Annotated in this window: 24 protein-coding genes; 15 read left to right on the top strand and 9 right to left on the bottom strand. The window is 64.0% G+C overall.

What is annotated here, in order from left to right; genetic code table 11:
• Nucleotides 1–46 precede the first annotated feature (46 nt).
• Nucleotides 47–817: an SDR family NAD(P)-dependent oxidoreductase gene (locus ACFTWF_RS37205; protein WP_378466084.1), complete on the bottom strand. Its 771-nt coding sequence runs from the start codon at nt 815–817 to the stop codon at nt 47–49.
• Nucleotides 818–914: 97 nt separating this feature from the next.
• On the opposite strand from ACFTWF_RS37205, the gene ACFTWF_RS37210 reads away from it, so the two are divergent.
• From ACFTWF_RS37210 to ACFTWF_RS37220, 3 genes are all read left to right on the top strand, one after another.
• Nucleotides 915–1,727: an SDR family NAD(P)-dependent oxidoreductase gene (locus tag ACFTWF_RS37210; protein WP_378466085.1), complete on the top strand. Its 813-nt coding sequence runs from the start codon at nt 915–917 to the stop codon at nt 1,725–1,727.
• A gap of 46 nt (nt 1,728–1,773) precedes the next feature.
• Nucleotides 1,774–2,763 (top strand): phosphotriesterase, encoded by a 990-nt coding sequence (locus ACFTWF_RS37215; RefSeq protein WP_378466086.1) that lies wholly within the window; start codon nt 1,774–1,776, stop codon nt 2,761–2,763.
• A 137-nt stretch (nt 2,764–2,900) separates the two neighbouring features.
• A complete protein-coding gene (locus ACFTWF_RS37220; RefSeq protein WP_378466087.1) occupies nt 2,901–4,400 on the top strand; it encodes an MFS transporter in 1,500 nt (499 codons plus the stop codon).
• A 156-nt stretch (nt 4,401–4,556) separates the two neighbouring features.
• On the opposite strand, the gene ACFTWF_RS37225 is transcribed toward ACFTWF_RS37220, so the two are convergent.
• Complete coding sequence (locus ACFTWF_RS37225) at nt 4,557–6,755, bottom strand: acetate--CoA ligase family protein (protein WP_378466088.1); 2,199 nt, start codon at nt 6,753–6,755, stop codon at nt 4,557–4,559.
• Between the two features lie 93 nt (nt 6,756–6,848).
• On the opposite strand from ACFTWF_RS37225, the gene ACFTWF_RS37230 reads away from it, so the two are divergent.
• Nucleotides 6,849–7,796: a cyclase family protein gene (locus ACFTWF_RS37230; RefSeq protein WP_378466089.1), complete on the top strand. Its 948-nt coding sequence runs from the start codon at nt 6,849–6,851 to the stop codon at nt 7,794–7,796.
• A 98-nt stretch (nt 7,797–7,894) separates the two neighbouring features.
• On the opposite strand, the gene ACFTWF_RS37235 is transcribed toward ACFTWF_RS37230, so the two are convergent.
• Nucleotides 7,895–8,638 (bottom strand): SDR family NAD(P)-dependent oxidoreductase, encoded by a 744-nt coding sequence (locus ACFTWF_RS37235; protein ID WP_378466090.1) that lies wholly within the window; start codon nt 8,636–8,638, stop codon nt 7,895–7,897.
• 74 nt (nt 8,639–8,712) lie between these two features.
• Between ACFTWF_RS37235 and ACFTWF_RS37240 the strand changes: the two genes are divergently transcribed.
• From ACFTWF_RS37240 to ACFTWF_RS37270, 7 genes are read left to right on the top strand one after another with little or no spacing between them, the layout of a single operon-like run.
• Nucleotides 8,713–9,165 carry an NUDIX domain-containing protein gene (locus tag ACFTWF_RS37240; RefSeq protein WP_378466091.1) on the top strand — a complete coding sequence of 151 codons (453 nt, stop codon included), beginning with the start codon at nt 8,713–8,715 and terminating at the stop codon, nt 9,163–9,165.
• Nucleotides 9,166–9,198: 33 nt separating this feature from the next.
• The gene (locus tag ACFTWF_RS37245; RefSeq protein WP_378466092.1) at nt 9,199–11,334 is read left to right on the top strand and encodes a hydantoinase/oxoprolinase family protein; all 2,136 of its coding nucleotides are present in this window, start codon (nt 9,199–9,201) and stop codon (nt 11,332–11,334) included.
• Nucleotides 11,334–13,109 (top strand): hydantoinase B/oxoprolinase family protein, encoded by a 1,776-nt coding sequence (locus ACFTWF_RS37250; RefSeq protein WP_378466093.1) that lies wholly within the window; start codon nt 11,334–11,336, stop codon nt 13,107–13,109. The genes ACFTWF_RS37245 and ACFTWF_RS37250 overlap by 1 nt, the downstream gene beginning before the upstream one ends.
• A 51-nt stretch (nt 13,110–13,160) precedes the next feature.
• Nucleotides 13,161–14,354 (top strand): LLM class flavin-dependent oxidoreductase, encoded by a 1,194-nt coding sequence (locus ACFTWF_RS37255; protein WP_378466094.1) that lies wholly within the window; start codon nt 13,161–13,163, stop codon nt 14,352–14,354.
• 46 nt (nt 14,355–14,400) lie between these two features.
• Nucleotides 14,401–14,757, top strand: a complete 357-nt coding sequence (locus ACFTWF_RS37260) for a VOC family protein (RefSeq protein ID WP_378466095.1) — start codon at nt 14,401–14,403, stop codon at nt 14,755–14,757.
• Nucleotides 14,758–14,809: 52 nt separating this feature from the next.
• Nucleotides 14,810–15,610 (top strand): SDR family NAD(P)-dependent oxidoreductase, encoded by an 801-nt coding sequence (locus ACFTWF_RS37265; protein ID WP_378466096.1) that lies wholly within the window; start codon nt 14,810–14,812, stop codon nt 15,608–15,610.
• Nucleotides 15,607–16,521, top strand: a complete 915-nt coding sequence (locus ACFTWF_RS37270) for an SDR family NAD(P)-dependent oxidoreductase (RefSeq protein ID WP_378466097.1) — start codon at nt 15,607–15,609, stop codon at nt 16,519–16,521. Before ACFTWF_RS37265 ends, ACFTWF_RS37270 begins: the two co-directional genes overlap by 4 nt.
• Nucleotides 16,522–16,563: 42 nt before the next feature.
• Here the strand turns inward: ACFTWF_RS37270 and ACFTWF_RS37275 are convergent, their stop codons facing one another.
• The 4 genes from ACFTWF_RS37275 to ACFTWF_RS37290 all read right to left on the bottom strand — a co-directional run bounded on the left by ACFTWF_RS37275 (nt 16,564) and on the right by ACFTWF_RS37290 (nt 20,675).
• Nucleotides 16,564–17,865 carry a bifunctional 3,4-dihydroxy-2-butanone-4-phosphate synthase/GTP cyclohydrolase II gene (locus tag ACFTWF_RS37275; RefSeq protein ID WP_378466098.1) on the bottom strand — a complete coding sequence of 434 codons (1,302 nt, stop codon included), beginning with the start codon at nt 17,863–17,865 and terminating at the stop codon, nt 16,564–16,566.
• 121 nt (nt 17,866–17,986) lie between these two features.
• Nucleotides 17,987–18,514, bottom strand: coding sequence for a flavin reductase family protein (locus ACFTWF_RS37280; protein ID WP_378466099.1), 528 nt, complete (start codon nt 18,512–18,514; stop codon nt 17,987–17,989).
• A 23-nt stretch (nt 18,515–18,537) separates the two neighbouring features.
• The gene (locus tag ACFTWF_RS37285) at nt 18,538–19,605 is read right to left on the bottom strand and encodes a hypothetical protein (RefSeq protein ID WP_378466100.1); all 1,068 of its coding nucleotides are present in this window, start codon (nt 19,603–19,605) and stop codon (nt 18,538–18,540) included.
• Nucleotides 19,602–20,675, bottom strand: coding sequence for an LLM class flavin-dependent oxidoreductase (locus ACFTWF_RS37290; RefSeq protein WP_378466101.1), 1,074 nt, complete (start codon nt 20,673–20,675; stop codon nt 19,602–19,604). Before ACFTWF_RS37290 ends, ACFTWF_RS37285 begins: the two co-directional genes overlap by 4 nt.
• Before the next feature lie 48 nt (nt 20,676–20,723).
• Between ACFTWF_RS37290 and ACFTWF_RS37295 the strand changes: the two genes are divergently transcribed.
• Nucleotides 20,724–21,608: a MaoC/PaaZ C-terminal domain-containing protein gene (locus ACFTWF_RS37295; RefSeq protein WP_378466102.1), complete on the top strand. Its 885-nt coding sequence runs from the start codon at nt 20,724–20,726 to the stop codon at nt 21,606–21,608.
• Nucleotides 21,609–21,648: 40 nt separating this feature from the next.
• Here ACFTWF_RS37295 and ACFTWF_RS37300 read toward each other — a convergent pair whose 3' ends face one another.
• Nucleotides 21,649–22,866, bottom strand: coding sequence for an acetyl-CoA acetyltransferase (locus ACFTWF_RS37300; RefSeq protein ID WP_378466103.1), 1,218 nt, complete (start codon nt 22,864–22,866; stop codon nt 21,649–21,651).
• Between ACFTWF_RS37300 and ACFTWF_RS37305 the strand changes: the two genes are divergently transcribed.
• The 3 genes from ACFTWF_RS37305 to pgi all read left to right on the top strand — a co-directional run bounded on the left by ACFTWF_RS37305 (nt 22,860) and on the right by pgi (nt 26,001).
• On the top strand, nt 22,860–23,258 hold the full coding sequence (locus ACFTWF_RS37305) for a Zn-ribbon domain-containing OB-fold protein (protein WP_378466104.1): 399 nt from the start codon (nt 22,860–22,862) through the stop codon (nt 23,256–23,258). The two genes, ACFTWF_RS37300 and ACFTWF_RS37305, sit on opposite strands and share 7 nt — an antisense overlap.
• Before the next feature lie 161 nt (nt 23,259–23,419).
• Nucleotides 23,420–24,307: a phosphogluconate dehydrogenase (NAD(+)-dependent, decarboxylating) gene (gene gnd, locus ACFTWF_RS37310; RefSeq protein WP_378466105.1), complete on the top strand. Its 888-nt coding sequence runs from the start codon at nt 23,420–23,422 to the stop codon at nt 24,305–24,307.
• 59 nt (nt 24,308–24,366) lie between these two features.
• On the top strand, nt 24,367–26,001 hold the full coding sequence (gene pgi, locus ACFTWF_RS37315) for a glucose-6-phosphate isomerase (protein WP_378466107.1): 1,635 nt from the start codon (nt 24,367–24,369) through the stop codon (nt 25,999–26,001).
• Between the two features lie 14 nt (nt 26,002–26,015).
• On the opposite strand, the gene ACFTWF_RS37320 is transcribed toward pgi, so the two are convergent.
• Nucleotides 26,016–26,339 (bottom strand): WhiB family transcriptional regulator, encoded by a 324-nt coding sequence (locus ACFTWF_RS37320; RefSeq protein WP_378466106.1) that lies wholly within the window; start codon nt 26,337–26,339, stop codon nt 26,016–26,018.
• Nucleotides 26,340–26,579: the final 240 nt, after the last annotated feature.

Consider the following 26,579-nt stretch of genomic DNA (forward strand, 5'->3'; position numbering starts at 1 on the left):
GGGCGGCTCGGACCGAGCCGCCCCCACAGTTCATATGCGAAAGGCTCTAGACGCCATATCCTCCGTCGACGTCGAGAGTCTGCCCGGAGATGAAGTCAGCCCGGTCGGACGCCAGGAACGCGACGGCTTCGGCGATGTCGTCGGCGTCGCCGAACCGGCGCAGCGGAATGTTGCCACGGGTGATCTCCAAGGCTCGGTCGTCGAGGTCGCCGGATCCGATGAGTCGCGCAGCCATACCGTCGGTGAGCATTCCCGGTCCTACGCAGTTCGCGCGCAGACCGAATCGTCCCTCCTCGGCAGCCAACGCCCGAACGACGGATTCGACGGCGCCCTTGGGGGCCGATGACAGGCCGTCGCGGACAGGGAACCGCCGGGTTGCGGCGGTGGTGACGGCGACGATGTTGCCGCGTGTTTCGCGCAGGAGCGGGAGCGTGGGATGGACCAGGTTGAAAAAGGCAGCAGCGTCGCTGTCGAGTTGATGTCGAAATTGTTCAGGCGTGACCTTGCTCAGGTGGGTCATCGGGACATGAGGACCGGCGGCGTAGACCACGGTATGGATTGCGCCGAACGAGGCCCGTACCTGGGTGACGAGCTCGCCGACCTCGTCGCTATTCGCGAGGTCCACTCGTGCGAACTCCGCTTTGGCGCCCAGCGCGCTGAGTTCGGATGCCAGGCCGGCGGCACCTTCTTGATTTCCGCGGTAGGTGAAGAACACGTCGCTGCCGCGTTCGGCGAACAGACGGCTGATCGCGCGACCGATGCCGCCCGTTCCACCCGCGATGAGGGCCGCACCGGGCCGTTTCTCGAAGTCGAGCATTCGCCCGCTCCTTTCCTCGGATAATGGTGTGAGGACTATACCAAGCAATCGCTTGCTCTAGTAGCGTGGAGGAAAATCAACAGGAAGGAACGGGCTAATGGTCGACTGGGATGGAAAGGTCGCGATCGTCACCGGCGCAGCACAGGGGGTGGGACGAACCGTGTCGCTGCGACTGGCGGAGCTGGGTGCATCCGTGGTGATCAACGACATTCAGGAGGAGAAGCTCCTAGCGGTAGCGGACGAAATCGCCGCAGCGGGAGGATCGGTGCATGCCGTCGTCGCCGACGTAGGCGTGCAATCGGACGTCGAGAAGCTCATCGCTCAGGCCGAGACCACGTTCGGTCGAATCGACAGCCTGATCAACAACGCCGTCGCCTACGGCGGCGTGGAGAAGGCTGATGTGAACGTCGAAATCACACCAGACGACGCGTGGGAACGCACCTTCGCCGTCAACTTCTACGGTGCCGTCTGGGCGACGCGTTACGCCATTCCGATCATGCAGCAAAGCGGCGGAGGAGTGATCGTCAACGTCGGTTCTACATCGGGATTCAGCGGGGACACCGTGCACGTCGCCTACGCGGCGTCGATGGCAGCGAAATACTCACTCACCCGCTCGGTCGCCACCTCGCACGGCAAGAGGGGAATCCGGGTCAATGCCGTTGCCAGCGGCCTGATTCTGAGCCCTACTGCTCAGCAGAACCTGTCCCCGGACAAGCTCGCGGCGTACAACGCCAATCTATTGGTCGACGACTTCGGCGAGACCGCCGACCTGGCCTCGGTCATCACCTTTCTTGCCGGGCCGGAATCGCGATACGTCACCGGTCAGACCATCATCGTGGACGGCGGGTTCCAGGCGCACCAACCGTGGCACGCGCAGAACCACATCGTGCATCCGCAGGCGCCGATCTGAGATCCTGTCCGGCTCCACCGACCTACCCGCCAGAGGAAGAATAGAGATGACCACAGAAGCCACAATCCCAACCGCGACCGGCGAAGTGCCGGTATCCGCGCTCGGTCGCACTCTGATGCACGAGCACATCTTCGTCATCAGCCCCGAAGTGCAACAGAATTGGCCTGACTACCCCGAACAGTGGGACGAGGATGCTCAGATCGCGGAAGCGGTTCAACGGTTGACAGCCCTCAAGGCTGAGGGTTTCGACACGCTGGTCGATCTCACCGTCATCGGTCTCGGCAGGTACGTCCCACGGGTGGTGCGCGTTGCCGAACAGTCCGACGTCAACATCGTGGTCGCAACCGGCGCATATGTGCTCAGCGAACTTCCCGTGTACTTCCACTACCGCGGGCCCGGTACGCCGGCGGGCGGACCCGACCGCCTTGCGGAGTTCTTTGTCCGCGACATCACCGAAGGCATCACCGGCACCGGAGTCCGGGCGGCACTGCTCAAGTGCGTCACCGACGAGGCGGGACTGACCAAAGACGTCGACCGCGTGCTGCGGTCGGTCGCGCACGCACACCGGGAGACCGGTGCCCCGATCACCACGCATACGCACTCGGGACTGCGCCGAGGATTGGACCAGCAGAAGGTCTTCAAGGAAGAGGGCGTCGACCTCACTCGCGTGGTGATCGGTCATTCGGGTGATACCGACGACTACGGATATCTTGCCGAACTTGCCGACGAGGGTTCATATCTGGGGATGGACCGATTCGGGCTCAACACCGTTCCTTTTGCGAAGCGGGTCGAGATCGTCGCCGAGATGTGTCGACGCGGGTATGCCGAACGCATGGTTCTGTCGCACGACACCTCGTGCTTCTCCGACATGTCGGATCCCGTCAGGCGGCGGGAGTTGAACCCGCAATGGAGGTGGACCCACATCCCACAGGATGTCGTTCCTGCCCTGTTGGAGAGCGGAGTGAGTCAACAGGACATCGACACCATGCTCGTCGACAATCCGCGCCGGATCTTCACCGCCCAGGGCGGCTATTGATCCGTGACGTTCCGGTTTGTCGGAACGATGAAGGCTATTGCCAAGCATGCGCTTGGTCAATTAATGTGACTCCGAGCACGTAGTGTCGTGCGTCACATCATCCTCCGTCATCGTTCCGGATCGGACAGGAGCCGTGCATGACAACAAATTCCCCCTCCCTCGACCCCCTCGACGAAACCCGCCAGATACCAGCGGCCGACGAGAAGGCCAAGTACTGGACACCACGCTGGATCGGGGCGCTCGTCGTCGTGGTCATGCTCGGTGAACTTGCGACCTTCTCATACAGTCTCGTCGGAACTGCATTGCCCGGGATCGGTTTACACTTTCAGACAGCCGACCTCGGCTGGACGATCACCGTCGCTAACCTTGTCACCGCGGTCGGCGTCGCCCTGATCGGAAAGCTCGCCGACTTACGCGGCAAGCGCAACCTTCTGGTCATCGTCACCGGCTTGTCGGCCATCGGCGGAGTCGTGTCAGCGATGGCACCGAACTATGAGATCTTCCTCGTCGGCCGCGGCCTGCAAGGACTGCTCTACGTAACCCCAGCACTCGGGTACTCCCTCATCCGGGATGTCTTCCCGAAACCGCTGATCGCCTTCGCAATCACGGTGACCTTCACCGGCGCCGGCGCATTGTTGGTGGTGGCGCCGTTCATTGCCGGCTGGCTGATCGACTCGTACGGCCCACTTTCGGTGTTCTGGTGTATCGCCGCCTTCCAGGCGGTATGCATCGTCGGTGTGCTGGCACTGTTGCCGGAGTCGCCACTGAGGGTGAAGTCCCGACTCGACTGGCTCGGTGCGATTCTGCTCGGCCTCGGCGGCGCGCTGCTCGTATACGGCCTGGGCAACGCAGGCACATGGGGATGGACCTCACTCTCCTTCCTCGGACTTATGGCGGCGGGTCTAGCCTGCTTCGCGGCCTGGGTCTGGTGGGACAGCTCCTTCCCGGAGCCGATCATCGAGATCTCGCTTCTGCGCACACGGCCGATGTGGACGACCCTCGTCCTCAACTTCGCCGTATACGGGCCCGCTGCAATCGTGGTCTCGCTCATCCCCCTGATCGTTCAGATGCCGCGGGATCCGAGCGGGGAGATCGGTTTCGGTTCGGACGCTTTCGGCGTCGCCGCCTACATGGCTCCGCACGGAGCCGCCATGGTCATCGGCGGCTTCGTCTGCGGAGCAAAGGCGATGCGGTGGGGTATCCGCTATCCGATGATGGTCGGGTGCAGCGCCCTCGCGGTCGGCAGTATCGGCCTCGGCTTCCTTCACTCACAGTCGTGGCAGGTGCTGCTGTGGCTGCTGTTCTGTGGCATCGGCATGGGTGCGACCTACGGTGGCCTGCCCAACCTCGTCGTCCAGTCGGCACCTCCCGAAAAGCAGGGCATCACGTCCTCGATCATGCTGTCCGCGCAAAATCTGTCGAGCGCGCTCGCAGTGCAGCTGGTCTTCGCGATGCTCGCGATGCACACGTTCACCACCGAACTGGGAACGTTCTTCGGACCGCAGGGATATCGCATCGCGTTCCTCATCGCTGCCGCATTCGCGCTGACCGGCTTGCTCGTGTTGAAGATCATGCCGCACGGCCGCGCCTCCGACGTCCGCACCGTCAAAACGGCCTCGGACGTTGTTGCGCACTGATATCTAGGCCAGATTGTCAGGTCCGCGAGGCGAAGCGGCGCCCATGACTGTCGTCGTGGGCGCCGCTTGTTGCGTTCGGCGCCGGGTGTGCGCGATATCGTGACCGACAGCAAAGCGCCGGGCTCGAGCCCGGCGCTTTGCGCTTCTCGGGAGCGATCAGGCCTCGGTTATCCGGCAAGCGTCGAAACACTGAGCTGCGGCGACTGCGCTCGCGGCCTCGTCGAAGCCGCGGTACACCGCGAGACCGGTTTCCCTCACGAATGAGTTCATGAGCTCGATGTCGGACGGCGGGCACACGTCTGCGTTCCGGATGACCACTGCGACGCGAACCGGCAGTTCGGCCCCGATGACGGTGTGCAGCGAATCGATCAGGGGTTGGATGCCCGCGGTCCCGTAGTTGTAGTAGGCGGCCGCGTTGAAATGAATGAGGAGATCCTGGTAACTCTGCCCTTCGGAGGCGAATACGGGTGTGAGGGCATCGACGAGAATCGACGGGGGTGATGCGGGACCGACCGGCACCTCGAGAGGATTGGCCACGCTGGTTCCCGCTCCGTAGCCGCGCTCGCGCAGTTCTCGTCGCAGATCGTCGCGCAGGGGACTGAGCCGAAGCCCGGCCCGATCGCAGGCATCGGTCGCGAGTACGGATGCGCCGCCGCCCAGTCCGATGACGAGGACCCCGTCGGCGTCGGCGGCAGGTCGGTGGTCGATGTACTGCTGAAAATAGCTCAGGCAGGACAGGAAATCTTCGAGGGAACCGACCTGGACGGCACCGGTGGATTCGGCGACAGCGGACCACACCTTCGTGCTGCTGGCCATCGATCCGGTGTGAGAACTGACCGCCACCGAGCCTTGGGCGCTCGAACCTCCGCGCAACACCACCACCGGTTTGGTGCCCTTCGCGCGACGCAATGCATGCAGGAGAGTCGAACCGTCCCGGGTGCCCTCCAGGTAGATGCCGATCACTCGCGTCTCGGGGTCGTCAACGAGCCAGTCGACGAGTTCGCCTTGGGTTACGTCAATGGCATTGCCGATGCTGACCAGCTTGGAGAAGCGGATACCCCTGCGCGACCCGACAGTGATCATGTCACCGGACAGACCGCCGCTCTGCGACACCACGGAAACGAATCCGGCCTCGATCGGTGCGCCGAGGGTGAATGTCTGCCTTCCTCCGGGCGCGAATACTCCGAGGCAGTTCGGCCCGAGAATGCGCGTCGTCGTGCCGTCTGCGCCGCGCGTCAGTTCGTTCTGTAGGGCGGCACCGGCCTCGCCCATCTCGGCGAAGCCGCCGGTGACGACGTGGACGAAGCCGACTCCGGCGGTGGCCGCATCCGCCACGACCTTCGGTGCCGCGTTTGCGGGTACGGCCACCACGACGTAGTCGACGGCGGACGGCATCGCCTCGATCGAGGGGAAGGCGGGTACGCCGTCGACCTCTGTGGCCTGCGGGTGAAGCGCGTAGAGACGTTCGCTCCATCCGGCCGCTCGATAGGCGGCGAGGAAACGGTTGCCGAAGGTGGAGCGACTGGTGGATGCGCCGGCGACGGCGATCGCGCGTGGCGCGAACAGGCGTGAGAAGTCGGTGGCGGGTGCAGGTTCAGCTTGGGCGTGCGTGGTAGAGGTGAGGATGAGACGTGCATCGAGCGCCTGCACGCCAGTCGACGTCACGACGATCGGGTTGCACTCGAATTCCTCCAACCGGTCGCCGAGATCGTGGATCAGGCCCTGTTCGCCGGCGATTGCCAGCAGGAAGTCGACGAGTGCGCCACGATCGGCCGGCGTGCGACCCCGGGCTCCTTCCAGTAGTGGGGCGCCCGGGAAGCCGTCCACGAGTGCCTCGGCATCCTCACGGGTGAGCGGTGCGACGCGCAGCGCAGACAGGTCGAGCATTTCCGTGGCGATACCACCGAGCCCGAGGAGAACGACGGGACCGAAGGTGGAATCGCGGACGACGCCGACGATCAGCTCGAGCCCGCCCGGGTGCTGTTGCTCGACCAGGTACCCGGTCGGGACGAGATCCCTGCCGGCCAGTGAGGTTTCCATCTTGGCGGCCGCTGCCGGAACGTCGTCGGCGTCGAGGCCGAGGACGACGGCGCCGACATCACTCTTGTGGAGGAGGCCGGGGCCGAAGGCCTTCAGGACAAGTGGACCACGCAATCCGCTCACGGCCTCGGCTGCTTCACCGGCGCAACTGAAGGTCGCGCCGGCGGGCACGTCGATTCCGTACTGCGTGAGCATCGCCTTGACTCGGTGCTCCGGAACTTGCTCGTGAGCCGGTGCCGCCGAGCTGTGTGGCTCCGGTGCTGCGCCGTCGGCGGGCTCGGACGGATGGAGGACGGGGCTCGAATTCTGGGGCATCGGCGCATCCTTCTTCATAGGAAAGTATTTAAGCAAGCGATTGCTTGGTATCATACGCTGAAGGTCAGATGCTGCGCCGAAAGGATGGACGACATGGCGGAACCGACTGAACACGACAGGGACGAGCACTTCGGGAACTGGGGTCGGTGGGGAGCAGATGACGAACGCGGCGCCGCGAACCTCTTGACCGCGGAAGTTGTGCGAAACGCGGTCGACTCCGTCCGGGACGGGACGGTCATCTCGCTGGCCCTGCCCATCCGGGGGGCGACCTCCGGGCCGGCCGCATCCCGCATCCCCCATCTCGCCGGGCGGCCACTGCCGCAGCATTTCATGTCGATGGACGGCGGGGACTATGCCGCCGGGACAGGTCGGATCAAGGGCGAGATGTCGGTGGCAGATGATGCATTGATGCTCTCGCCGCACGGCACGACTACTCACATCGATGCGCTGTCGCACATGTGGCGCGGTGATTCGTTGTTCAACGGTCATTCGGCAAATCGGGTGCGCAGTTACGGCGCGACACGGTGTGGGATCGACAAACTCGGCCCGCTCATCACCCGCGGTGTGATGCTCGACGTTGCCAGTCATCTCGGCGTACCGCACCTGTCGGCGTCGGTGCGAATCGACGATCAGTTGCTCGCGGATACGGCGCAGTCTGCCGGTGTAGAAATTCGCAGCGGCGATGTGGTACTTGTCCGGACCGGATGGGCCACCGTTTTCGCGCAGGACCCGGCAAAATACAACGACGAGCAGCCAGGTCTGTGCCACAGCGGGGGCCGGTGGCTGGTCGAACGTGACGTTGTGGCTATCGGCAGCGACAACATCGCGGTGGGTGCACTCGATCCCGGGGGCGTGTTCCATGGGTCCGTCGATGAGGACATTCACATGCTGACCCTGTGGGAGCATGGTGTATCGCTCATCGAAATGCTGTGGCTGGAGGAGCTTTCGCGAACAGAGAGGGCGGAGTTTCTCTTCGTTGCCGCGCCATTGCCCATTGTGGGAGGCACTGCGAGTCCGATCAATCCGGTGGTGGTTCTCTAGGCGGGAGTTACCCGAAGTTCCTCCCGGCACGACAGTGACGAGCACCGTCGTGCCGAAGAGATCGATCCTCATCGAGTCATGCGGGCCGAGCGTCCGCATCACATCATGGTGATACCGCCGTTCACGCTGAAGGTTTGGCCGGTGACATACCCGGAGTCGGCGGAGCAGAGGAACTCAATTGCCGCCGCTACTTCGTCTGCGGAGCCCATGCGGCGCATTGGGATGGCGCCGATCAGCTTGTTCATCAATGCAGCGTTGTTCTCCGCAACAGATTGCAGCATGGCCGTGTCGATCAGCCCTGGACAGACGACATTGCTCGTGATGCCGTCGCGAGCCGTCTCTCGTGCCAGAGTTTTCGAGAACCCGAGAAGGCCGGCTTTCGTCGCGGAGTAGATGCCCTCTCCGCCGCCACCCGCTCGCGCGCTGTCGGTGGCGACGAAGACGACGCGGCCCCATCCCCGTTTCGTCATCTCTGGGATGATTGCGCGGCAGAGTTGCATGGGCGCGCGAAGATTGACCTGCCACAGCGTGTCCCACGCCGAGGGATCACTGTCGACGAACCGTTCGACCCGGGTCAGGCCTGCGTTGTTCACGAGGATGTCGACCTCGCGCAGAGCTGCGTTGTCTGCGAGAGCGAGGGCGATGGATGCGGAGTCCGCGAGGTCCATTTGGACGGCGGTTCCCCGGTCGATCGCGTTCGCTACGGATTTGGCCGCGCTGAGGTCGCGATCGAGCACGAGAACTGTTGCGCCGCGCTGGGAGAGGCGGCGGGATAGTTCAGCGCCAATGCCGGCGCCGCCACCGGTTACCAGCGCTACCTTGCCTGCGAGATCGGTCTGCATGGCTCCCGAAGATACACTACTGAGCAAGCGCTTGGGTAAGTGTATAGTGACCCACGACACCGAAAGGGGTGAAGATGGCTTCTACTGGCCAGCGCCTCGGGCGTGGCGATCGCAGTGTCGTCGCGTTACTCCTGCAGAACGACGGCGACCTGTGCCTGCTGCGGAGGAGTTCGTTGGTTGCCAGCGATCCGGGAAGGTGGCACTGTGTCACGGGCTATCTCGACTCCGGTGCCGATCCCACGGAGCACGTGTTGGTCGAATTGGTCGAGGAGACAGGGCTGTCCCGCCTGGACCTGGCCGATCTCGTCGAGGGTCCGGTGTTGTGCCTGCCCGGCGATGACGGGAATTGGACGGTGCACGTCTTCGTGGCGACCACACGCCATCAGCGGGTCCGGCTCAACTGGGAACATGAGGACGTCTGCTGGACCCCGTGGAGTAGGGCGGGGGAGGACGGCCGAGAGTTGGTGCCGTGGCTGTCCGTCCTCGTCGCCGAATCGCGGTCTCAACTGCGCACCATCATCTCATAGACAAGCGCTTGCTCAAGTAGTTAGGGTGACTCCATGTCAGCAGATCCGAACCACTCGCCGAACGGGTACGCCCTCGGCATCGACGTCGGGGGCACTTTCACCGACGTCGTCCTCGCCGGTCCGGCCGGCCAGGAATCGGTTGCCAAGACGCTCAGTACTCACGGCGACCCCACCGAAGGAATCGTCAAGGGCGTTCAGGCGGCCCTCGCCACCGCGGGCGTGGAGCCGACCGCAGTGAATCGGGTGGTCCATGCGACCACACTTGCCACCAACGCGATTCTGGAGCAGAAGGGTGTCCGAGTCGCGCACATAGGTACGCGTGGGTTTCGTAACCTGCTTCCCCTCGGCCGCTACGCGCGGGTGGAGGAAGACCGATTCGACACATTCTTCGATCCGCCGTTGTCGCCGATCCCGGCGGCCGATTGTTTCGACGTGCACGAGCGCCTCGACAGCGCTGGTGAGGTCATCATTGCCCTGGACGAGTCGTCCGTGCGCACAGTCGCCGAGCAGATCCGGGACCGCGGTATCCGATCGGTGTCAATCGCTTTGCTGCACTCATACGTGAATCCTGCTCACGAGTTGCGCACCGCAGAGATTGTGCGCGACGTGCTCCCCGCAGGGGCGACAGTCGTGACGTCGGCCGAGGTGTGGCCAGAGTTGCGTGAATACGAACGCACCACCACCACCTTGATGTCCGCCTACGTCGGCCCGGTGATGGTCTCGTATCTGCGCAAGCTCGAGCAGCGGCTTCGCGACGCCGGAATCGACGCGCGCGTGCAGGTCATGGAGTCCGGCGGGGGTGTCATGTCTGCGGACCTCGCCGGGCGGCGCGCGGTCGCGACCATCGAGTCAGGTCCCGCCGCCGGAGTGCTCGCCGCCCGTGCGGCAGGTCTGTCGGCGGGTAAACCGGATGTGATTTCGTTCGACATGGGTGGAACGACCGCGAAGGCCTCGGTGGTCCGCAACGGCGCCCCGGCTATCACCACCGAGTTCCACGTCGGCGGCAAGGGGAGCTTCGGAGGGCGCCGCGCCGGTACCGGAGTACCGATCAAGACGCCGGCGATCGACCTTGCCGAGGTCGGAGCCGGCGGCGGCAGCATCGCCTGGGTCGACCAGGGTCGGTCGTTGCGTGTCGGACCTCATTCGGCCGGTTCGGAGCCGGGCCCGGCGTGCTACGCCCGCGGCGGGCTGGACCCAACTGTCACCGACGCGAACCTCGTCCTGGGCTACCTCGATCCGATTGGTTTCGCGGGAGGAACGATGGGCCTGGAACCCGAGAATTCAGACCGCGCGATCCGCGAGCGTGTGGCGGAGCCGCTCGGTGTCGGTCTCGAAGCCGCGGCAAACGCGATTCACGAGATCGCAAACGCGACAATGGCTGCCGCGGTGCGGGTGGTTACTGTCCAGCGTGGCCTGGATCCTCGGAATTTTTCCGTCGTCGCATTCGGCGGCGCGGGCCCGATGCATGCGGCGCGAGTGGCCGAGGAGTTCGACATCGGCACCGTCATCATTCCCCCGTCCTGCGGTGTCGGCTCCGCGGTCGGGCTCTTGGGCACCGACTTGAGCACCGATCGTGTCCTCACCCGCCTGTGCCACGAGAACGAGATCGACGGTAGGTCGGTCGACGACACCTTCGTTCAGCTCTCCGAGGCCGCGGCCACGGATCTCGGTGTGGAACTCGCCGCACCGACCACCCGAGTCGAGCGATCAGTCGACGTGCGCTTGGCCGGCCAGGCACACGAATTGACCATCCGGATCAGCGACGGCGGCAGCGGCAGGCACTGGGATGACACGTCGCTTCCGGAATTGCGTGCGCGCTTCGCCACGAAGTACAAGGAGGCATACGGAATCGACGGTTCCGGCCCGATCGAACTGGTGAGTTACCGAGTCCGGGTCACCCATGTCGTCCCCAAAGTACCTCTCGGGCGCCGCGCGACTTCCGATGCACGGGGCCAGGGGCCATCACGGAAGCGACGCGTATGGTTCCGGGAGTTCGGTGAATACCGGGAAACCCCTGTCTACGAACGCGAAGGAATCGGCGCCGAGCCGGTGCCGGGCCCCCTCGTCATCGCGGACGGTGAATCGACCATTGTGGTCCCACCGGCATGGAATGCCCTGGTCGACGGCGAGTTCAACGTAATTCTCTCGCGCGCTTCGGAGGAGAAGTAATGACGCACGTTCTAGCCGGCGGATCGGCCCCGACTCTCGACGCCAGCGGACAGAGCGCAGCGCAACTGACGTCCGAGGTGCTCCGCAACGCACTCGTCGTCGCAGCGGAAGAGGCGAGCATCGTCGTCGTGCGGTCCGCCTTCTCGACCTTCGTCGTGGAGGGTTCCGACGCGTCGGCGGCCATTCTGGACAAGGACGGCCGCCTCATCGCTCACTCGATGGCCACGACCCTGATGAACAGCATGGCGCTGTCGGTGGCGGTGCCCTTCCTGCTCGCCGACATCCCGATCGACACGATGCGTCCCGGAGATGTGTTCGCCACCAACGATGCGTACAAAGGCGGGGTACACACCAACGACATCCTCATCTTCAAGCCGATCTTCGTCGCGGGCACGGTGGAGTACTTCACCGCGACCTTGATCCATGTGTCGGACATCGGCGGGGCCTCAGCCGGTGGAATGGCGTCCTTGGCCACCGAGATCTTCGCCGAGGGACTGCAACTGCCGCCGGTCCGCGTCGCCAGTGCGGACGGGCTGGAGGACCCGATCATGCGGATCCTTGCACTGAACAGCCGGACACCGGACAAGGTGCAAGGCGATGTCCGCGCACTCATTGCGGGCGCGTCGACCGCGGCCAAACGCGTCGAAGAACTCATCGAAGAATACGGAGTGCAGGGATTCGCGGACGGCGTCAACGACTACCTGGACTACACCGAAGTACTCACCCGAGCGGCGATCGCGGAGTTGCCTGCCGGAATCTACTGTTCGGACTACACAATCGACGACGACGGTGTAACCGGCCTGCACCACCATCGTGTGCAGGTGGCGGTGACCATCGGCGACCGCGAGATCTCGTTGGACTTCGAGGGCACCGACAAGCAAGTCGCTGCTGCCGTCAATTCGAGTATCTCCCAGTCGCTCGCCGCAGCGGTGTTCGCGTTCAGGTGCTTCGTCGACCCGACGATCCCGATGAACGACGGGTGCCTGCGCGTCCTGCAGGTGAATCTCCCCGAGGGCACACTGCTGAATGCCCAGTCGCCGTACCCCTGTGGTGGACGCTTCCTCCCGGCATACGCGGCGATGGAGGCCGTCCTCCAGGCGCTGTCCGATGCCGTCCCTGAACGAGCCATCGCGGCATCAGGGATCCTGCAACCCTTCTCGATCGCCGCGACGACGGCACCGTACTGGGTCCATCTCGCCTACGAATTCGGAGGAGTGGGAGCCCGTTTCGGAAAGGACGGGCCGGATGCCACCGGGATTCACTTCGGCCTCGGGCGGAACTCGGTTCCTCAGGTCGAGCCGGTAGAAGTGCGCTGCCCGCTCATCGTCGAGGAGGTCGAGTACATCGCGAACTCCGGCGGGCCAGGACGCTGGCGCGGCGGCCTCGGAACCCGCACGGTGTTCCGGCTTCTCGCCGACGCCTACGTCACCACTCGCGGCGATCGGCTCGAAACCGGCCCCCGCGGGCGTGACGGAGGGAGCCCCGGGGTCACCGGCGCCTTCAGGAAACGCACACTCGCCGGAGACACTGTCGTTCTCAACTCGAAAGTCAACAACGAACTCTTTCTCGCGGGTGAGAAGTTCATCGTCGAGACGAGTGGCGGCGGCGGAATCGGAAATCCATTCGAACGGCCCGTGGAAAGCGTCGTCGACGACGTCGCGGCCGCACGGATCACAGTTGAGGGCGCACGCAGTGCCTACGGCGTGATCATCACCTCGGACGGCGAGATCGACCACGCGGCGACCGATGCACGAAGGGCTGCCACCCATGAATAGATCACCAGCCGTCGAATGGACAACCCGCGTAACCAAAGGAAGTGATCGATCGTGACCAGCCCTGACCGCACACGGATGAAGTTCGGTGTCTTCCTCGGGCCCGAGCACAAGCCGTCGAACAATCCCACCTGGGACCTCGAGCGCGACCTCCAGTTCATCGAACACCTCGACAAGCTCGGGTTCGAGGAAGCCTTCGTCGGTGAGCATCACTCGAGTGGCTGGGAAATCATCTCCAGTCCGGAACTCTTCATCGCGGCAGCCGCTCAACGCACCCGAAACATCAAACTGGGCACCGGAGTGGTCTCGCTTCCCTACCACCATCCGTTGATGGTGGCCGAACGGATGACACTGCTGGACCATCTCACCCGCGGTCGGCTCATCATGGGCGTCGGGCCGGGTGCACTGCCGTCCGACGCGGCGATGATGGGGCTCGAGTACTCATCGCTCCGTGAACGAATGGAAGAATCCCTCGAAGCGATTCTCGCATTGTTCACCGCCGACGAATGTATCGACCGCAAAACCGAGTGGTTCGAACTGCGACAGGCCCAGCTGCAGATGCTGCCCTATACGCGCCCCCACCCGGAGGTGGCTGTCACGGCCGTCATCTCACCTGCGGGCGCTATGTTGGCCGGGCGATTCGGATTGCCGATGCTCGCTCTCGCAGCCGCCACCGACGCCGGCAGCCGCGTGCTCGCCGAACACTGGGACATCTACTCGGAGCAGCGCGCGCTGCACGGACACGGACCGGGCGACCGCCGAGACTGGCGGCTGGTGAGTGTCATTCACGTGGCTCCCACACGGGAAGAAGCTGAGCGTCAGGTCTCGTACGCCATAGAAGACGCCGGCCGTTACCTGTTCCGGGATGCGAGCTTTCTGAAGGCCATCTACGATTCGTCGGGTCTGGATGAGGGGGCTTCGGTCCTCGACGTGTTCCGCGCGTCCAATCTCGGTGTGGTCGGAACGCCGCAAGATGCGATCGAGCACATCGAGCGCATGCAAGAAATGTCCGGCGGCTACGGCACCCACCTGATCCGAGTGCTCGATTGGGCATCACCGCAGGACACGCTGAACTCGTACGAGTTGTTTGCGAGGGAGGTCGTGCCGCACTTCCAGGATTCGAATCGTCGTCGAATCGAGAACTGGAACACCTTCCACAACTCCGAGGGTGACTTTCAGGTAGCGCTCGGAGCGGCGAATGCCCGCGCCCGCAAACGCTACGAAGACACGAAGTCGAATCGGTTGTGAGCGCCGGCGTCCGCAAGTTCACGCGAGAGAATTGGAGAATCCGATCATGACCCAGCAGGTTTCCGTCGGGAACGTGTTGTATCCCGTCGACGATGTCGACTCCGCGGTGAAGTTCTACGAATCGGTGTTGACCCTTCCGACGAAATTTCAGGACGGCACTCGATTCGCTGCGCTCGACGGTCGCAAGGTCACCGTCGCCATCGCCGGTCCCGAAGAGGACGTCACCGACGGTCGCGTCGCAGCGTCCTTCAAGGTGTCCGATGTCGCGTCTGCGGTGGATGCCGCTGTCGCCGCCGGCGCGACGATCGTCCGCGATCCGGAGGACGGGCCGCACGAGACACGTGCAGTTGTGCTGGACCCCTGGGGCAACGCACTAGTGCTGTACGCGCCGTTGAAGGCGTGAGGGGCGGCATATCAGGTCGATTCAGCGGGCCATACAAGTGTGGGGAGACCGAATGTCCAACAACATCTTCGGATTGGACGGTCGCACCGCACTGGTCACCGGCGCCGGAAATGGTATCGGCCGTGCGACGGCGATTGAACTCGCCGCCGCGGGAGCCGTAGTGGGCTGTGCGGATATCGACGACGAGTCGTGCCGAAGCTGTGCAGACGAGATCACGGCGAAGGGTGGCACCGCATTTTCCTACACCTTGGACGTGCGCTCACAGGCCGGCTTCGAGTCCGTTGCGTCGAATCTGTTCCTCCGGACGGGCCGGATCGATGTTCTGGCGAACGTCGCCGGCGCGATCACTGCCCGCGGGCCCCTGTTATCCATGCGCGACGACGAGTTCGACCACGGGCTCACTCTCAACCTGAAAAGTCTCGTATACGGATGTCGAGCCGTCGGCAACGCGATGATCAGTGGCGGCGGTGGAAGCATCGTCAACATCTCGTCCGGAACGGTTGACGGCCGCGCGCCCGACCTCGGGGCATACAGCATCCCGAAGGCGGGTGTTCTACAGCTCACCCGAACCCTCGCCATGGAACTAGGCGGCGATCGCGTCCGGGTGAACACCGTGTCTCCCGGATACATCTCGACATCGATGACCGCAGCTCACTATCGGAACCCGGACGGCACAGTGAACCAAGAGCAACAGAACACAATCGACGGTGAACACAGTGCCGAAATTCCTCTCGGTCGACCCGGTCGAGCGAGCGAGGTCGCCGCCGCTGTCACGTTCCTGGCCTCGGATGCCGCGTCGTACATCACCGGGCAGATCTTGCGAGTCAACGGCGGATTGGCGATGCCGCTGTGACCTTCCAGCTTCCACCAGTTCCCGACTTCGCATTTCCCGGGTTCGCGGACAGCTGCGCGGTTGTCGTCGGTGGGGCGAGTGGTGGTGTCGGCTCGGCATTGGTCCGGCTGCTTCTTCGCGCCGGCTCGGCTGTGATCGTCGTGGACCGTGACGAAAAGCGTTCAGAAGAACTCGCCGCAGCCGTCGGCCACACCGAATCGCTGCGCTCAGTGCTGACAGATATCACCACCGAAGGTGGGATCCGTGACCTCGAATCTGTCCTCGACCGACCCGGCCGCCCGGTCCGGCACCTCGTCAATGTCGTCGGCGGCGTGACCGGTGACGAGATCGGACACTTCCTTCACCTGGATTCAGACCAATGGGGTCGTGCTCTCGCGACGAACGTGACCTACGCGCTGCGAACCAGCCAGACGGTCGCGCGCCACATGGTCGACGAGCGCCGTGGTTCGATCGTCAACCTGTCCGTCGCGGACGCCGAGCGAGCAATGCCCTGGTTTTCGTACTATGGCGCGACACGATCGGCCCTCGATTCCCTGACTCGCACCATGGCCGTCGAACTCGGACCCTTCGAAGTTCGAGCAAACACCGTGTCGTGGGGGCTGATCAATTCACCGAGAATGCATCCCGCGCGCACATCCGAGAGAAACCGGGAACGTGACGTCATTCCGCTGGGCAGACGTGGGCTGGTCGCAGACGTCGCCTGCGCGGCGATGTTCTTGCTGTCAGATCTGGCTCAGTACGTCACGGGCCAGAACCTCGCGGTCGACGGAGGACTGTCACTGTGCGGGCCGCAGTACGAGCACACCGAGAACATTCCGGTGTTCCTGGAATCAGAACCCGCGCGCAAGATGCTTCGCGGGCAGTTCGACAGCATCATGCGCCACGACGATGGGCGGCTTCGCCGCCCGTGAGTGGGTGAGGAGTCCAGAGACCCGTCACCCACTCACGGGCCGTTAGACCGCAGACTCGGCGACGTTCGAGACCTGCAGGATCGAATGGCCCAGTCTGCTGTCCTTCGTGCGGAGATAATCAATGTTGTGCGGATTGACGTATGGTGGCCGGGCAACGCGTTCGGTCACCGTGACTCCGTACTCCGACAAGGCTTTAACCTTCTCGGGGTTGTTCGTGATCAGTCGGGCCCGCGTGATCCCGAGATCCCTCAGAACGGCAGCGGCGACCGCGTAATTCCGTGAGTCGACAGGCAGGCCCAGCTCGATGTTTGCGTCGACGGTGTCGTACCCCGCATCCTGCAGCCCGTATGCGGCGAGCTTCGCGCCGAGACCGATTCCTCTCCCTTCATGGCCTCGCACGTAGACGAGCACTCCAGAGCCCTCCGCTGCGATGGTTTCGAGCGAATCCCTCAGCTGTGGACCGCAGTCACACCTGAGGGAGCCCAGAATATCGCCCGTCAGGCATTCACTGTGCACGCGAACGAGGGGAGCAGTGGCGGTGGCGGCGGAATCGGCAAGATGGGGTGCCCCGGCCACGAGTGCGAGGTGTTCAATGCCGTCGTGGGCGCGAAACGCGTAGGCGGCGAACTCTCCGAAGTCTGTCGGAATACGGGCGTCGGAAACGCGGCTGACCATGCGCTCGTTCCGCCTACGGTACTCGACGAGGTCCCGCACGCTGATGATCGGCAGGTGGTGCTGCCGCGCGAATCGGAACAACGACGTCCGGCGCGACATCTCACCGTCGTCGTCGACCAATTCGCACAGCACTCCGACAGACTCGACTCCTGCGATGCGGCACACGTCGACCGTCGCCTCGGTGTGCCCAGCCCGCTCGAGTACTCCGCCCGCCTGAGCCAGAAGTGGCATGACGTGCCCGGGCCGGGTGAGGTCGTCCGCACGGGTGCGCGAGCTGGCGAGCTTGCGTGCAGTCACTGCACGATCGGCCGCGGAAATACCTGTCGTGACATCGTCTCTGGAGTCGACCGATACTCCGAACGCGGTTCCGAGGCCTTCACCGTTGGCGGTCGCCGGCACCATCAGGGGCAATCCGAGTGCCGCAGCTCGTTCTTCCGGCATGGCGACGCAAACGAAGCCGGAGGTGTGACGAACGATGAACGCCATCTTTTCGGTGGTGACGTGCTCGGCAGCCATGACGAGGTCTCCCTCGTTCTCACGGTTCTCGTCATCGACGACGACGATGATCTCGCCGCGTGCGATGGCATCGAGAGCTTCGGTGACGGTGTCGAACTCGTCGTGACGAACGGGGTCGATCTGTTCGACAGATGGAAAACGGTGAGTTCTCATGATGCCTCCCACGGGGCAGGAAATCGGATGATTCTCGATCGTGAGTTGAGCCCACTCGGATCGGACGCAGGTTCAATCCGAGTGGTGGGCGGCGAGTCGTCGCGCCGCTGAGCGGGGATGATCAGTCTGCTGCGAGGTGCAGACGACCGTACTTTCCCTTGTGGAAGAGAAGCGGTGTCCGGTCGTCGGCGTACAGGTGCAGCACTCTCGATACGACGATGACGTGGTCGCCGGCGATGTGTTCGGCTTCGATGCGAGCTTCGATCCAGGCAACTGCGTCTTCGACGATCGGCGCTCCGGAGGGGGACGGATTCCACGCCAGTCCCGCGAACTTGTCGCCACCCTTGACCGCGAGCTTCCGGCCGACATGTTCCTGATCCTCGGCGAGAATGTTGATGACGAAGGTTTCTGCGCGTTTGATCGCGGGCCACGAGCTGCTGGTGTGGGCGACGCAAAACGCCACCAGTGGCGGATCGAGTGACACCGAGGTGAAGGAGTTCGCTGCCAGCCCTGCTCCCTGTCCGGTGGTCGGATCGAAGGCGGTGATTGCGATGACTCCGGTTGCGAAGTGTCCCAGTACGGATCGCATGGTTGAGGCATCGACCTCGGGGAGATTCGCGAGGTGTTCCGGTGTTGACGTCGTGCTCATTTCGGCCTCCGAAGGGTTGTCGGTTACAGGTGGTGCCCGCGGTCGTCGTGAATCGACGGCGGCGCCGAATCCTCACGTACGTGCGGGTCGATCTCGACGTCGATGGAGATTGGTGTGATTGCGGTGATGGCTTGGGCGATGCGGCCGTGCCACATTCCGTTCGCGACCAGACTTTCGCGGTTGAACGACACGAACACCGTCGCGGAGTCGAGGGTGCCCTGCCGTGCAATGCGCAGTTCCCAGTGCGCGATGCCGTCGATACCTCGCAGGGCGCGGGTCAGTGCGGTGAAGGAGACCCACCTGCCGCGGATGAGGATCAAATCGCCGTAGGTATGGGTGGGCGCGGTGATCGAGTCGCCGTCGGGGGTGCTGAGGTATCCGGTTCTGATGCTCGCTTCGCTGAGGGTCGAGTGCCACGGGTACCGGACCACGATCTCGGCGAGGTGCCCGTCGGCGACGGGGGTCGCCGACGGTACGAGTGCGATCAGGCTGTCGCGCGTCGGGATCAACGCGGTAGCCTTCGGTGCCTTGTGCGCGATCGGAATACCGCTGATCGGGTCGCTGAACAGTTCGACGGTCTGTGCACCGAATTCGCGTCCCAGGTGCTCGATCTTCTTCGGGTCGGCGATCTCACCGGTGAGCAGGATCATGCGAAGTTCGAGGTCGAGGGGGTCGACGAGGAATTCGAGGTGTAGGCGAGCGAGGAAGTCGGCGACCCCGGTGGGGGTTCCCACCAACACGTTTGCGCGGATGTTCTCGAGCGTGCGCAGAAGCCTCATTCGTCCGCGTGGGCCGACGGTGGCCGCGGCGGCGGCAATTTCGGATGCCGCCTCGGCGACCAGGACCCCGCCGAGGTCTCCGTCGTTGTTGAGAGCCACGACGACGCGGTCGGTGGTCTTGATCCCCGCGGCAGTCAGGGTCTCGGCCGTCAGTGAGAGCGCCGCGGACCGGTCGTCGGCGGCGAGGGGGAAGGCGGTCGACGCCGTCGGATCGACATGCAGGAGTCCGGTCGCCTTGGCGGCGGCGATGCCGGGGGCCGTGTTGCGGCAGAGCGGTTCCGGACGTGTCTCCACGGATTCGGTATGTGTCATCGGATCTCCACGACATCGGAGGCGAACAGTTTGATCGAGCTGAGGACATGCTCGTTGTCGAGGCCACCGACCTGGAACTGTCCGATGAGGTCGGTGACGCCGGCTTCCTCGAGTCGCTGCACTGCCTTACGAGATCCTTCGACGTCGTCGATGACGATCATGAGGTTCTCGCGGAGTGTCTCGATCGCCTCTTCCTGGGACTGCCCCGCGGCCAGGGCGCCGAGAACGCGGTGGCTGGCGTGACGCGCGTCGTAGTAGTCGGGGGGAGCCACCAGGTTGACCTGGCGGCGGATGTACCACATCACGGCGTCGGCGGCGTTGGCGTGTGCCTCGTCCGTGGTCGGGGCGACGTGCCAGGGAATCATCAGGGCGATCTTGCGAGTCTCCGGATCGAAACCGTGGCGGGCGAGTTCTTCTTTGTACTTCGCGATGTCTTCGGCAACGTCGTCGATGCCTTTGAGCATCGTCATGCCGAGGAGGTTGTAACCGCGACGGGCGGCCTGCAGGTAGCCGTCGAGGCTGGTCGATGCCACCCAGACGGGAGGGTGTGGTTCCTGGACCGGGCGCGGGTAGACGCCGACGTCGGGGACGCTCCAGTATTCGTGCTCGGCGCTGTAGGGCTCGCCGTCTGCTTCCCAGATGCCGAGGACCGTGTCCAGGTTGTCTTCCCACAGGGTGCGGGACTGTTCGAAGGGACGCTGGAACGCCTGGTATTCGAGTGGGGAGGCGCCGCGACCTGTGCCGAACTCGATGCGGCCACCCGAGACGATGTCCATGGTGGCCACGCGCTCCGCGGTGCGGATGGGGTGGGAGAACGGCAGCAGGACGACCCCGAGTCCGAGTCGGATCTGCTTGGTCACCCGTGCCAGTGCGCTCAGAACGATGTCCGGTGCCGACGAGTGGGAGAAGCCGCGTGTGAAGTGGTGCTCGACCATCCAGGCGGTGGTGTAGCCGAGTCCGTCGGCCAAGGTGACCTGTTCGATGAGGTTCTCGAACGCCTGCTGCTCGACCTCTTTGGTGCGTCCGCGTACCTCGAGTTCATATCCGAGGCCTGCCCGCAGCTTTGCCATGCTGAAACTCCTGTCGGTTGTACCAAGCGATTGCTTGAGGTTGCCCCTGTGTGCGGCTCTGAAAAGAGCGTAACCCAAGCGCTTGCTCAAATGCTATACGCTGACGCCATGGAGATATCGGATTGGGTCGGATACAAGCTGGGAACGCGGTTGGTTCGGTATCGAGAAGAGGACGCGATCTTGTACGCCCTTGCGGTCGGTGCGCGCGCCGATGAGCTACCACTCGTCTTCGAACGTGAACTGAAAGTTCTGCCGACATATGCGCTTACACTAGGTTTGTGGGTCGCCGACGCGGCATCCGAGGCCGGAGCATTCGTGCCGGCGCACGCTCTCCACGGCGCGCAATCGCTGACCATGTACGGCCCCCTGCCCCGCGCGACCGCATTCGAGGTGACCGGGCACGTCGAGGCCGTTCGGGATACGGGTAAATCCGCAATCCTCGACATCGTTGCCGAGAGCGACTACTTTTCCGCCACGTACTCGATCATCCTTCCCGGTCGCGGCGGGTTCTCGACGCCGGTGGCCGGGACGTCGAACACGGTCAGCCGGCAGTGTGCCGCGGAGTTGGAAGACACGCTCTGTGTCGAACTGCCGTCGGAACGAGCCGTCCTGTACAGGCTCACCGGCGATCGCCACCTCATTCACGTCGACCCATCGGCCGCTCGGGCGGCGGGATTCGCCAGGCCGATCCTCCATGGACTCTGCACTCTCGGGACCGTTGCGAAAGCGTTGGCCGAACCGTTGGGCAGGCAACCATGGGAGCTCTCGGCAATCGAAGCGCGATTTGCCGCACCTGTGTATCCGGGCAGCAAGCTCGATATCGCCATGGAGAGGTCGCCCGTGGAGGGCATGGAGCGTATCGCGTACACCGCCTCGGTCGACGGGATCGGTGTTCTCACCGGTGGGAAAGTGAGTTACCTGCACTGCGACTGAGGTCGGAAGTCTCGCCGATCGATACGCGGTCGGCGAGATGTCAGGGCCGCTCGAGAATCGCTGCACTGCCGTAACTTCCACCGAACCCGGTGCACAATGCGACGTGTGGCGATGCGACTTGGTGGGACGTTGCAGTGCCACGCAGCTGCCGGACGGCTTCGAGGATGTTGTTGAGTCCGTGCACGTAACCCTCCGACAGTAACCCGCCGTGCGGATTGACCGGCAGCGTCCCGGAGGGGAGGGTGTTACCCGAACGTACGAAATGTCCGCTTTCGCCGCGGTTGCAGAAGCCGAAATCCTCGAGCTGCTGGAGGACGACGGGGGAGTACGCGTCGTAGAGCAGTGCGAGGTCGACATCATCCGGTGTCAGGCCTGACATGTCCCACAGCTTTCCTGCGAGGTAGCGCGAGAACAGCGAGGAGACGTCCCCGGCCTTGTCCATGCTCGACGCTCCCGGCCCGCCACCGCGAACCACTGTGGTGATTCGGGGACTGCCCGGCCTGGCTGCGTCTGCGATGTCTGTTCTGCTCACGATCAACGCGGCGCCGGCGTCGGTTTCTTGGCAGCAGTCCGCGCGGCGCAAGGGCGTCGATATCCAGGGGCTCGCAAAATAGTCGCCGGTTGTCATCCCTCTGGTGAGTAGGGCGCGGGGGTTCGAAGCAGCGAGGTGGCGGGACTGGCAGACTACGGCGGCGAGGTCGTCCTCGGTTGCCGCGGTGTCGTGCATCCAGCGTGCCGAGGACAAGGCGAACAAATTGACCGGTCCGGCCATGCCATACGGCCGGGTGAACTGCGCTTCGCCGCCGGCCAATCGCAGTGGGGCTTGGCTCATCCGTTTGCCCGAGCGCCCGTTGAGGGCGCGATAGATCAGGACGTTCGATGCGGTGCCCGAATGGATGAGCATGGAGGCATCGCCAAGGATCGAGGCGGATTGCGTTCCTCCGCCGTATATTTCGTTTGTCCATATTGCGGGGGGCAGGTGGAGTCGCTCAGCGACTTCCGTGACGGGCGCGGAGTCGTTCATGTGGTAGCACAGGACACCGTCGATGTCGGAGGCGGTGAGACCGGCGTCGGCGATTGCGGCGCGGCTTGCTGTCAATGCGAGTTGGAGTGGGCTGACGCCGGAGTCCCGCGAAATGTCGGTGAGGCCGATGCCGGTGACGGCTGCTGCTCCGGTGAATGCTTGCTGTGCCATTTGCTCCCCTTGTAAACCAAGCGCTTGCTTGAAACAATACTGCCATGCGAATTCGTGTGGCACCCGAACCGAGCGAGATCGCTCGTCCGTTCTGGGAGGGGTGCAACGTCGGGAAGCTCTTGATTCAGCGGTGCCGCCAGTGCGGAACCTTCATCCATCATCCGGAGCCCGAGTGCGTCCGGTGCGGGAGTGCGGATCTCATCTTCGATCCAGTTGACGGCACGGGGCGAATCGAAACGTTTACGGTGGTGCACCGGAGTTTCGTGCCGAGCTACCAGGACGCCACACCATACGCGGTCGGTTGGATCGCGCTGCCGGAACAGAGAAACCTCAGAATCTTCAGCGCAATCCACGGGAAGGATGTGCTCGACGCGGTGGTGATCGACGCACCGGTCGAGGTTCGGTTCGAACAAGTGGAAGGCTTCGGAGCGGTCCCTGTCTTCGTGTTGCGGTGACGCATACACGGGCGCGGACCAATTGCCGACGGCGCTGCTTCATGTCGGCTGCTCCCGCTTTCGGACCCATCGGGCGACGTTCGCACCCGTCAAGTCTCACCGCGGCCTCACACGTTCGCGAAATCTCTTGGCTTCATCGACTTTGAAAAGGACGCCGAACTTTGAAAATGGGATTGATAGGTCTCGGGAAAATGGGACACAACATGCGGGAGCGGCTACGTGCTCACGGCCACGACGTCGTCGGATTCGATCCGCACGTGGCCTCCGCCGACGTCGACACCTTGGCGCAGCTGGTGTCCGGACTCGACGTACCCCGAACCGTCTGGGTCATGGTTCCGCACGGACAGCCCACCCGGCGCACAGTCGAGGAGCTCGCGGGGCTCCTCGATCCCGGTGACCTCGTCATCGAGGGCGGAAACTCCCGCTTCACCGACGACCAACTGCACGCGGAGCAATTGGCGGCGCGCGGCATCGACTACCTCGACTGCGGCGTCTCGGGTGGTGTCTGGGGCCGGGAAATCGGATACGCGCTGATGGTCGGCGGTGACACCACCGTCGTACAACGAGCGATGCCGCTCTTCGAGGCGTTGCTGCCAGAGGGGGAACTTGCAAAGTGCTTCGTCCACGCAGGACCGGTCGGAGCGGGTCACTTCGCGAAAATGGTGCACAACGGTGTGGAGTACGGCCTCATGCAGGCATACGCCGAGGGGTACGAACTTCTGAACGCCCAGGACCTCGTCACGGACGTGCGCGGTGTCCTGGAAGCGTGGACAGCAGGAACGGTCGTGCGGTCATGGCTGCTGGATCTGCTGGTCGAGGCGCTCGCAGCCGATCCCGGTCTGACAGACATATCCGGCTATGTCGCCGATTCGGGTGAGGGCCGTTGGACAGTTGAGGAGGCAATCGCGCACTCGGTGCCGATCCCGGTGATCTCGGCGGCGCTGTTTGCTCGCTTCGCCTCGCAACAGCCGGACTCGCCGGCGATGAAAGCGGTTTCCGCCCTTCGGAACCAGTTCGGTGGGCACGCAATGCAGAAGGTCGCCCTGTGACCGCCGCACAGTCCCGGATCCCGGCGTCGGCGCGTCCCGGGCGAAATCTCGGCAGGGAGATGTTTGCGGCAGCGTGGAGCGACCTCGAGGCCGAGAGTGTGACGGTCCGCGCCCACCATCTCCGGACCCTGTTCGCCGAAGATCCGGCGCGCGGTCACGAACTGACCATCACGGCGGGCGACCTGTACATCGACTACAGCAAGAATTTGCTGACCCGCGAGACTCTCGACAAGCTCATCTCTCTCGCTCGGGCTGCGGCCGTCGAGGAACACCGAGACCTCATGTTCGCCGGTGGGCGGATCAACACCAGCGAGGACCGGGCGGTGCTGCACACTGCGCTGAGGATGTCACCCGGGACATCGTTCTCGCTCGGCGGTCGCGATATCGCAGCCGAGGTCCGTGACGTGCTCGACCGGATGGGGGACTTCACCGACCGCCTGCGTTCGGGGGACTGGCGAGGAGCGTCCGGTGAGCGGATCTCCACGGTGGTCAACATCGGCATCGGAGGCTCCGATCTCGGGCCCGCGATGGTATACCGGGCGCTTCGACCCTATGTCGGTGCCGGCATCGAGGCCCGGTTCGTCTCGAACGTCGACCCGGCCGACATGTCCGCTGCGTTAGAAGATCTCGATCCGGCCCGCACACTCTTCATCGTCGCCTCGAAGACGTTCACCACCCTGGAAACCTTGTCCAACGCCGGCCTCGCACGCTCATGGTTGGTGGATTCTCTCGGTGAGAGCGCAGTCTCACGGCATTTCGTTGCCGTCTCCACGAACACAGAGGCGGTCGCCGCATTCGGCATAGACCCGGCAAACATGTTCGGATTCTGGGAGTGGGTCGGCGGCCGCTACTCGGTCGGCTCATCGATCGGTCTGGCCGTCATGGCCGCTATCGGCAGGGAACGCTTCGCGGAGTTCCTAGCGGGTTTCCACACGATCGACGAGCACTTCCGTACCGCACCGCTCGAGCAGAATGCACCGATAGTACTCGGGCTGCTGAATGTCTGGTACGCGAGTTTCCTGGATGCGCACTCCCGGGCAATCCTGCCTTATGCGCATGATTTGGCGAGGTTTCCGGCGTATCTTCAGCAGCTGGCGATGGAATCGAACGGAAAGTCCGTTCGTCGGGACGGCACACCGGTGCGCTCCCAGACCGGCGCGGTCCTGTGGGGCGAGCCGGGAACGAACGGGCAACACGCTTTTCATCAACTGCTGCACCAAGGTACACGCCTCGTTCCTGCTGATTTCATCGGATTCGCAACGTCGGCGGCGGACCTCTCCGCGGCGTCGGAGACCATGCACGAGATCCTTCTCAGCAATCTGCTGGCGCAGGCCCAGGTCCTGGCATTTGGACGGGAGAGCGGTGAGATCGAATCCGAGGGCACCGCTCCGGAGCTCTTGGCACACAAGGTGATGCCGGGAAACCGCCCCAGTACGACGATCCTCGCTCCACGGCTGACACCGTCGGTGCTGGGGCAACTCATCGCCCTCTACGAACATCAGGTTTTCGTAGAGGGGGCGGTCTGGGACATCAACTCGTTCGATCAGTGGGGTGTCGAGCTGGGGAAGGCGCAGGCGCTGGCCCTGCAGCCGGCGCTGGCACGGTCGGAGGCGGTCGCGGATTGTGGTGATCCGTCGACCGACACGCTCGCGAATTGGATCCGCGCTGCGCGCCGTGCAGCACCGTTCGACTGAGAGGCGGAACGGTGTCAGCCCGCGACTCGCGGCCTGGCACCGTTTTCCATCGCCCACACGGAACGACGTCGGTACGCTTTCCGATCGTCTTCCGACAGTCCACCCCAAGTTCCGTATCGTTCGCCGGCTTTCTCTGCGTACGAACGGCATTGGTCGCGGACAGGGCACCGTTCGCAGATCTGCTTCGCCGCCCGTGCCCGCGCAGAGCGCTCGCGACCGCGTTCATTGTCAGGGTGAAAGAACAATGCGGCGTCGTCGCTTCGGCACCGTGCGCGCAGTTGCCAGTCCCAGGCGTCGGTAAGGGGCGGGGGAAGTTCCATCGGAATTGGGGCGGGCATGGGTCGTCCTGTTCGTCTCGTGCGCTGCGTACACCCTTCCGGAAGACCGACGGTGTCGCCGCAACCGCAGCTAACCAAGCGATTGCTTGGTATTCTACAGCCTGACGTGCACGACGGAATACCCCAAGGACAGTCAAACCCGGAAGGCCCGCACAGTAACTGTGCGGGCCCTCGTCGGTGTTCGGGTCAGAAGTTGATCATGTGTCCGGCGAGACCGTGGATGGCCTCCTGCAGGGCCTC

Origin of the sequence: Rhodococcus sp. NPDC056960, assembly GCF_042674125.1 — a bacterium.
Taxonomy (GTDB): domain Bacteria; phylum Actinomycetota; class Actinomycetes; order Mycobacteriales; family Mycobacteriaceae; genus Rhodococcus_F.

Coding starts and splice junctions, on each gene's coding strand:
- ACFTWF_RS37205 (WP_378466084.1), bottom strand. CDS start 817: ATGCTCGACTTCGAGAAACGGCCCGGTGCGGCCCTCATCGCGGGTGGA.
- ACFTWF_RS37210 (WP_378466085.1), top strand. CDS start 915: ATGGTCGACTGGGATGGAAAGGTCGCGATCGTCACCGGCGCAGCACAG.
- ACFTWF_RS37215 (WP_378466086.1), top strand. CDS start 1,774: ATGACCACAGAAGCCACAATCCCAACCGCGACCGGCGAAGTGCCGGTA.
- ACFTWF_RS37220 (WP_378466087.1), top strand. CDS start 2,901: ATGACAACAAATTCCCCCTCCCTCGACCCCCTCGACGAAACCCGCCAG.
- ACFTWF_RS37225 (WP_378466088.1), bottom strand. CDS start 6,755: ATGCCCCAGAATTCGAGCCCCGTCCTCCATCCGTCCGAGCCCGCCGAC.
- ACFTWF_RS37230 (WP_378466089.1), top strand. CDS start 6,849: ATGGCGGAACCGACTGAACACGACAGGGACGAGCACTTCGGGAACTGG.
- ACFTWF_RS37235 (WP_378466090.1), bottom strand. CDS start 8,638: ATGCAGACCGATCTCGCAGGCAAGGTAGCGCTGGTAACCGGTGGCGGC.
- ACFTWF_RS37240 (WP_378466091.1), top strand. CDS start 8,713: ATGGCTTCTACTGGCCAGCGCCTCGGGCGTGGCGATCGCAGTGTCGTC.
- ACFTWF_RS37245 (WP_378466092.1), top strand. CDS start 9,199: ATGTCAGCAGATCCGAACCACTCGCCGAACGGGTACGCCCTCGGCATC.
- ACFTWF_RS37250 (WP_378466093.1), top strand. CDS start 11,334: ATGACGCACGTTCTAGCCGGCGGATCGGCCCCGACTCTCGACGCCAGC.
- ACFTWF_RS37260 (WP_378466095.1), top strand. CDS start 14,401: ATGACCCAGCAGGTTTCCGTCGGGAACGTGTTGTATCCCGTCGACGAT.
- ACFTWF_RS37265 (WP_378466096.1), top strand. CDS start 14,810: ATGTCCAACAACATCTTCGGATTGGACGGTCGCACCGCACTGGTCACC.
- ACFTWF_RS37275 (WP_378466098.1), bottom strand. CDS start 17,865: ATGAGAACTCACCGTTTTCCATCTGTCGAACAGATCGACCCCGTTCGT.
- ACFTWF_RS37280 (WP_378466099.1), bottom strand. CDS start 18,514: ATGAGCACGACGTCAACACCGGAACACCTCGCGAATCTCCCCGAGGTC.
- ACFTWF_RS37285 (WP_378466100.1), bottom strand. CDS start 19,605: ATGACACATACCGAATCCGTGGAGACACGTCCGGAACCGCTCTGCCGC.
- ACFTWF_RS37290 (WP_378466101.1), bottom strand. CDS start 20,675: ATGGCAAAGCTGCGGGCAGGCCTCGGATATGAACTCGAGGTACGCGGA.
- pgi (WP_378466107.1), top strand. CDS start 24,367: ATGTTTGCGGCAGCGTGGAGCGACCTCGAGGCCGAGAGTGTGACGGTC.
- ACFTWF_RS37320 (WP_378466106.1), bottom strand. CDS start 26,339: ATGCCCGCCCCAATTCCGATGGAACTTCCCCCGCCCCTTACCGACGCC.